Annotated in this window: 6 protein-coding genes; 4 read left to right on the top strand and 2 right to left on the bottom strand. The window is 72.6% G+C overall.

Features of this window, described 5'->3' with window-relative positions:
* Positions 1-94: 94 nt before the first annotated feature.
* Positions 95-1789 carry a PDZ domain-containing protein gene (locus tag IT371_06900; GenBank protein MCC6747369.1) on the bottom strand — a complete coding sequence of 565 codons (1695 nt, stop codon included), beginning with the start codon at positions 1787-1789 and terminating at the stop codon, positions 95-97.
* 225 nt (positions 1790-2014) lie between these two features.
* On the opposite strand from IT371_06900, the gene IT371_06895 reads away from it, so the two are divergent.
* The 3 genes from IT371_06895 to IT371_06885 are packed head-to-tail and all read left to right on the top strand — an operon-like array spanning position 2015 to position 4641.
* Positions 2015-2620 (top strand): hypothetical protein, encoded by a 606-nt coding sequence (locus IT371_06895; GenBank protein ID MCC6747368.1) that lies wholly within the window; start codon positions 2015-2017, stop codon positions 2618-2620.
* A 19-nt stretch (positions 2621-2639) separates the two neighbouring features.
* On the top strand, positions 2640-3605 hold the full coding sequence (locus IT371_06890; protein MCC6747367.1) for a hypothetical protein: 966 nt from the start codon (positions 2640-2642) through the stop codon (positions 3603-3605).
* Complete coding sequence (locus tag IT371_06885) at positions 3592-4641, top strand: DUF362 domain-containing protein (GenBank protein MCC6747366.1); 1050 nt, start codon at positions 3592-3594, stop codon at positions 4639-4641. The genes IT371_06890 and IT371_06885 overlap by 14 nt, the downstream gene beginning before the upstream one ends.
* Before the next feature lie 22 nt (positions 4642-4663).
* Here IT371_06885 and IT371_06880 read toward each other — a convergent pair whose 3' ends face one another.
* Positions 4664-6139, bottom strand: a complete 1476-nt coding sequence (locus IT371_06880; protein MCC6747365.1) for a hypothetical protein — start codon at positions 6137-6139, stop codon at positions 4664-4666.
* 56 nt (positions 6140-6195) lie between these two features.
* Between IT371_06880 and IT371_06875 the strand changes: the two genes are divergently transcribed.
* Positions 6196-7048, top strand: an 853-nt coding sequence (locus tag IT371_06875) for a hypothetical protein (GenBank protein MCC6747364.1), incomplete at its 3' end; no start/stop codon positions are given.

Below are 7048 nucleotides of genomic sequence, written 5' to 3'. Positions count from 1 at the left end.
TCGTCGCAGGCGGGGAGGAGCAGGAGCGCGAGCGTACACGCAGCTCGCGCGCGGAACGGGCAGGGTCGCACCGTCCGTCGAACTCGCCCGTCGTTCACGGCTTCGGAGCGGGCGAGGCCGGCGGGGCGGGCGAGCCCCCTATCACGCCGCCCGAGAGACCTCCGCTCCCACTGCGGAGTGTCCCCAGGATGCCCGCGGCACGAGGTTTCGGCCCCTCCTTGGCCTTCTGCTGGAGCTTCTCGCGCAGCTCCTTGGAGAGCGGCAGCTTCTTCACCCGGTAGGTGAAGGTCACCGTCTTGCCGCCGCGCTCGAGCTCCACCACCAGCTTGCTCGCCTTCTTGAAGCGTCCGAACGCGGCGTAGACATCCTCCGGCGTGTCGAGCTTCTGCTTGTTCACCTTCAGGATCACGTCTCCGTCGCGAAAGCCGAGCAGGAAGAGGGCGCCGTTCGGGTAGACCGAGTAGAGGCGATAGCCGCTGTAGACGCTCCCCGACTGGTAACGCCGGCTGACCGACCCGCTGTAGACCACCTTGTTCGTGTCGGTAGCCATCACGTCCCTGAGCGCCGTGTCCACGTCGTAGAGGCCCTCTTTCACCTGCTTGATCTGCGCCTTCCAGAGCGCCACGTCGTCGGCGGAGAGGCGTCCCGAACCCAGGTAGGCCGACGAGCCGGTGCGGTACTGCATGAAGCTCCGGAGGGTGGACACGGGGAGCGCCTCGCGCACGAAGGTGTCGAAGGCCCCCTCGACCTTCAAGCGGTCGACGCCGTCGGTCAGCTCGAGCGCGAAGGTCCCCGTCACGCGCCCCCCCGGCTGACGCGAGAAGCGCGTCACGGTCACCGACCCCGTCGCGCTCTCCATGGTTCGGTGGCGGTACCCCGTCGGCTCGCGGAAGCTCGCCTTGGCGCTGCCGGCCCCGCTCGCGAGGGTGAAGGTCCCCGTGCCGCCGCTCGAGAGCGGCACCATGAACTCGAGCTCCACCGGCGGCTGGCTCCCCCAGTCGTAGCTCTCCTGTGGCGCGAAGCTCCGGGTCACCACCAGCCAGTCGCCGCCGGGGGTGGCCGTGTCCGGGCCGTCCGCCACGAGCAGCCCCTGGTCGAGCGCGTTGGCGCGGAAGTGGCCGGCCGCGGCCGGGAGGTTCACGCCGCTCGTGAGCCCGGTGGCGCGCACCTCGAGGGAGGGCTTGAAGCTGTCGGGGAGGACGGGCTTGGCTCCCTTGAAGGTGCCGGCCCAGGCGCGCACCTCGGCGCGGCACTGCGCTCGCTTCTCGGCCTTCAGGGCGCTGCAGTGCGCCTCGCCGAGGAGGATGCCGCGACAGACCCCGCGCTGCTCGGCCGGCGCGGCTAAGCACAGCGAGGGCTGCCGCTGCGCGAGGGCCTGGCAGAGCCCCTCGCGGTACATCGGATAGCCGCGTTTCGGGCAGTCGCTCGCGTGGCCGGTGAAGACGGCCACGAAGCGCTCGCACTCCTTGCGCAGGTTGTAGTCCTTGACCTCGCGCTGGCAGATCTGCGCGTCTCCCTCCGCCGCGGCCTGGCGCGACCGGCAGATGAGCTCGAGCTGCGCGCTGCCGAGCGTCATGGCGGCCACCTCGACGGGCAGCTTGTTCGCGAGCTCCTCCATGCAGTGATCGAAGCCTTTGAAGCTCTTCACCGAGGCCGTGAGTCCGCCGCCCGCCCGGGCCCCGCTGCTCCCCTTCGGCCCCGACGGCCAGGGGAGCGCGTGGGCTGTGCCGTGAAGCACGATGGGCGCGAACAAGATCGACAGCGCGAGGAGCACGGGGCGTGGCGACATGCAGGACCTTCCGGATGGTGAGCGGAGCATACCGGAGTCTACGGTGGGGCGTCCCGGATCTTGCGCGGCGCGGCTCTTGCGCGGCGCGACTCCTGCGTGGCGCGGTGTGCCGCAGGGCCCCTGCCGCAGGGCCCCTCGACTCGCGTGCCCCCAGGCGGTAGCATGGGCGCTTGACGACGCGGAGCCCGGCGCCTCGGCGCGGGGCCCTCACTGCACGGGGAGCCCATGGCTCGTAAGACGAACCATCATTACGTGACGGGCGTGGGGCTCTTGCTCACGCGCTACGAGGAGATCCTGAAGGCGGAGCACCGGCAGCTCAAACGGCCGGCCGTCAAGCCGCGCGACGTGATCCATCGGGTGCTCTTGCACCTGAAGGAAGAGACGGCCACGCGAGAAGATCGCGAGCGGGTGGCGCAGGCGGCGCGACTCGTGAGCGCGCGCCTCAACGCTTTTGTCGAACAGCAGAGCGGCTCGGCCAGCCCCTGGCGCTTCTTCGGTAAGACCACCTGGCGCGTCCCGTACGTCTCGGACTGGGCCAAACGCTTCAAGCTCCGGAACCGTGCGCTCAGTCGCTCTCTCGCCGCCCTCGACGAGATCATCGAGGAGATCGAGATGGTCCCCACCACGCCCTTTCCGCCCGAGGAGCGCAAGCTCCTCAGCGAGGGGTGGCTGCGCGATCTGGATACCTATCTGGTGGAGGTCCACGGCTACAGCCTGCGCGAGGCCTCGATGGTCCTCGCCAGCCTCGCGCGCGAGTACGGCTTGCCCGAGGAGGCCTTCGCCGCGCCGGCCATCCGGCTGCGGCGCGACATGGCCGCGGCGGACGAATAGACGCATCCTACGAAGCGTGATGGCGGAGGCCTGGCCAGAGCTCGCGCGCCGGCGGCTCCTCGAGGCGCGAGATCCCCGAGGAGGGTGGGGCTATCGGGTCGGCGCGGAGCCCTCGAGCGAACCGACCGCCCTGGCCGGTCTCGCGCTCCTCGCGACCGCCGACCCCGCGCGCGCGGAGGACGACGAGCTGCGCGCGGCGGCTCGCGCGGCAGCCTCGTGGCTCGGCGCGCGGCAACGTCCCGACGGTGCGGTGAGCCTGTCGGCGAGCCTGGTAGAGCCCGGCTGGGCCACGGCGCACGCCTTGCTCCTCTGGGCCGCGGTCGGCGACGTCGGACAAGTGGGCGACGCGCCGAAGCGCGCGCTGGCCTGGCTGGTCGCCCAGCGTGGCAAGACCTATCCCCGAGACACCGAGAACCCGCTGGCCCACGACGCCACGATTCCCGGCTGGGGCTTCGTGGCCGAGACGCATAGCTGGGTGGAACCGACCGCGCTCGCGCTCCTCGCGCTGCGGCGCCACGGGCTCGCGGGGCACGCGCGCGCGGCCGACGCCTTGCGGCTGCTCAGGGACCGCGCGCTCCCCACGGGGGGTTGGAACTACGGCAACGTCTCCGTCTTCGGCACCACCCTGCGCGCCGCGCCGGGGCACACGGGGCAGGCGCTGCTCGCGCTGTCGGGGCTCGAGGGGCGCGAAGGACTCGAGCCCGACGGGGAGCGGGCACGCGGAGCCGTGGTCTTCCTGCAACGCGCGCTCCCCGAGGTTCGCACGGGCGTGTCCGTCGGCTGGGGCGTGCTCGGCCTCCGCGCGTGGAACGCTTCTTCCGCGTCTGCCGCGGCGTGGCTCTCGGCGGCCTGGGAGCGGGCGAGCCGCCGGCCCGTGGCGCCCGCGAGCCTCGCGCTGCTGCTTCTCGCGGGGGCTCCGCGCGGGGTGGAGCTCCTCGGCGGTCGTTCCCCGCGTGCACCGGAGGCCTCGCATGGGCCCGGCTGAGCGAGATCGCCCCGCGGACGAGCCCGCTCCGTCGCCCGAGCGGCCGCCCCTCCTCTCGCGCCGCGCCTGGCTCCTGCTCGGCGCGAACGTGCTCGTCGGCGGGGGTTACGCCGCGAAGCTCCTCTGGGACCGCCACGAGCGGGGCCGGCGGGCCGAGGTCTTCGTGGGCCGCGTCCCGAGCTACACCGGTCCCATCGCCGACACGCTCCTCCGGGGGCTGGCGAGCCTTGGCGTGGGCGCGCAGGCGGTGCGCGGGCGCACGGTGCTCCTCAAGCCCAATCTCGTCGAGCCGAACCGTTCCGCCCCGCACGTCAACACGCACCCGCTCGTCGTGCAGGCCGCGGCCGAGGTCTTCCGCCGGCTGGGCGCGCGCGAGGTGTGGGTGGCCGAGGGCCCGGGCCACATGCGCGACACCGAGCTGGTCCTCGAGGAGTCGGGGCTCGGGCCGCTCCTCGAGGCGGAGCGCCTGCCCTTTTACGATCTGAACCACGAGGACACCGCGCCGGTGCCGAACGCGCTCGGGCTCACGGGCCTCTCGCAGCTCCACCTGCCGCGCGTCCTCGCCCGCGCCGACCTCGTCGTCTCGCTGGCCAAGATGAAGACGCACCACTGGGCGGGGCTCACCCTCTCGATGAAGAACCTCTTCGGCGTGGTCCCCGGCGTGGCCTACGGCTGGCCCAAGAACGTGCTGCACCAGCGCGGCATCGGCTCGTCGATCCTGGACCTCACGGCGACGGTGCGCCCGCACCTCGCCATCGTGGACGGCATCGTGGGGATGGAGGGGGACGGGCCGATCATGGGGACCCCCAAGGCCGCGGGGCTGCTCGTGGTCGGTCGGAACCCGGTGGCGGTGGACGCGACCTGCGCGCGCCTGATGGGCTTCGAGCCGCGCCGCGTGCCGTACCTGGCGGCCGCGGCGGGCAAGCTCGGTCCCGTCCGCGAGGGGAACATCGCGCAGCGCGGGGAGTCGATCGCGCCGCTCGTCACGCCGTTCACGATCGTGGACCACCCGAGCCTGCGCCACCTGCGGGGATGAGCGCCGAGGGGGCGCGCGCCGTTCAGCGGCGCTTCACCCGCCAGAGGTTCAGCGCGGCGCTCGACGGCACACGCTCGAGGCAGCTCGCGCTCTGCGGGTCCACGTACATGCCGCGGCGCTCGACGAAGAAGGTCGCCCCGATGCGCCGCGCGAGCGGGCAGACCTCTCCGCGGTTGAAGAAGCCGAGGTACTCGGTGCGGATCGCCGGGGCGAAGAAGACGAGCTCGGAGGAGGGAACGAGGCGCAGGTCGGGGCGCACGAGCAGGAGCTCGTACTGCGCGTCGAACTCGGTGAGCACGAGCGCGTCGCGCGGAACGGGCGCGAGGTCCCCCGCGAGGTGGCGGAGCCGCACGTACTCCTTCAGGCCGATCACGCTCGCGCCCCCGAACGCGACGACGTAGAGCAAGGTCAGCACGGGCCAGAGCGACCGACCCTTCGCCGGCGGAACCGCGCCTGTCTCGGCCTGGGCCTGGGCCTGGGCCTGGGCCTCGGGCTGCGCTGGGGCGCCTCTCCTCGGGAGCCTCGCCTTCCAGGCGGCGGCGAGCCGCCCTAGTGGTTCGCGCAGCAGGCCGACCACCTCCGCCCCGTAGCTCACGACGAGCAAGGGGAGCGCCACGTCGAGCAGGTAGCGCACGTAGCGCACGGAAGGGACGAGAAAGAGCAGGAGCAGCCAGCGTTCGGCGGGGACCTTCTCGCGGCGCGCGAGCCACGGGTAGAGCACGAGGGCCAGCCCGAGGAAGAAGCCGTAGAAGCGCAGGTGGGTCCAGAACGAGGTGAACTCGCCGATCTTGATCTCGAACTGGGAGCGCAGGCCGTCGGAGCGGATGAGGGCGAGCTGCATGCTGAAGAAGGCCCCGGACTGCACGAGCGCCCCACCGAGCGTCGCGGCGGCCACGCCGAGCGCGAAGCGGCGGTCGCCGCGCCACAGGCCGACGAGCGCCACGGGGACGGTGTAGATCCACGCCAGGTAGGGATAGAGGGCCGTGAGCGCCGCGGCCGAGAGGAGTCCCCGGAGCCACCCCCGCGTGCCGACGGTGTAGAGGAGAAAGAGCGTGCCGAAGCCGAAGGGGCGGGCCAGCGACAGGCGCATCAGGCTGTTCGTCAGGCAGAGCAGGACCAGGCCGAGCACGAGGAGAAATCCGCGGCCGTCGCGCGAGGCCTCGGCGAGGCGACCGCGCCGGATGACCAGCGCCACGAACGCGACCATGAAGAGCAGCGAAAGCAACTTCATCAGGACGAACGGCGCGAGGAGCGGCGGGAGCGCGAGGGCCGAGAGGCCGCGCGCCACGAGCCGCAAAAGATGATCGTAGCCCCACCAGGGGTCGTAGCCGCCGTGGAGCGCGAAGACCGAGTGGGGATAGACGCTCCCCCAGTCGCGGTGCGGCCCGAAGGCCAGCCCCACGTGCCGGAGGCCGTCGTCGGGGGGAAAGGTGAGCAGCGCGACGAAGCCCACCGTCACGAGCAAGGCGACCCACAGCGCTTTGGAGTAGTCGTGCACGGGCGTTCGCGTGAGGCCTTCTTGAGTGGCAGCGCACCTTAGTGCGAGAGTCGGCCGTGGCCAAGCCTCGTCGACCCGCACGACGCCTCGCCCGGGCGCTGACCCTGCTCGGCGTGCTCGCGCTGGGCGGGGCGCTCCGGTTCGCGCCACTTCCGGCCTCGCGCGACGCCGGCCACTGGGTCTTCACCGACGGGGACTCGTACTACCACCTTCGTCGCGTCGAGCAAACGATCCAGGCCCGGGGGCGCGTGCCGATGTTCGACCCCGAGCTCTCGTACCCCGAGGGCCAGAAGCTCCAGTGGCACGGCGGCTACGACCTGCTCGTGGCGGGGGCCGTGGTGGTCGCGTGCGGCACCACCCCCACGCGTCCCTGCCTGGAGAGCGTGGCAATCCTCTCCACGCCGCTCCTCGGGCTGGCGGCGCTCCTCTGCCTCTTCGCGCTCGGTCGCGCGATCGGAGGCCCGCGGCTCGGCCTCCTCGGGGCCGCCCTCTTTGCCGTCTATCCCTTCGCCGCCGGCAGCGCGGCCCTCGGGCACGTGGACCACCACGTGCTCGAGCCCCTCTTCGTGGCCACCTGGCTCGCGCTCCTCGTGCGAGGCCGCCCGCTCGCCGCCGGCCTCGTGGCGGGGCTCTCCCTGGCCTGCTTCCCCACGGCGCCCTGGCCCGCCGCGGTGACTCTCGCCGCGCTGCTCGGGCTGCGCGTCGTCGAAGGCGCCGCGTCCCGCGTCCGTCCGCTCCCCTTCGCCCTCGCGCTCCTCGCCGTGGCCTGGCCCGTGGTGCACACCGGCGCCTTCGCCGAGACCTACGAGCCGAGCGCGGTGAGCCGCCTGCACCTCGTGGCCTTCGCCTGCGCCGCGGCCGCCGCCCTCTGGGTGGAGCTCGTGCTCCGTGCGGTCCGCCTTCCGCGCC

Source organism: Deltaproteobacteria bacterium, from assembly GCA_020848905.1.
Lineage (GTDB): Bacteria > Myxococcota_A > Polyangia.
This window is presented reverse-complemented; position numbering and strand designations above follow the sequence as displayed.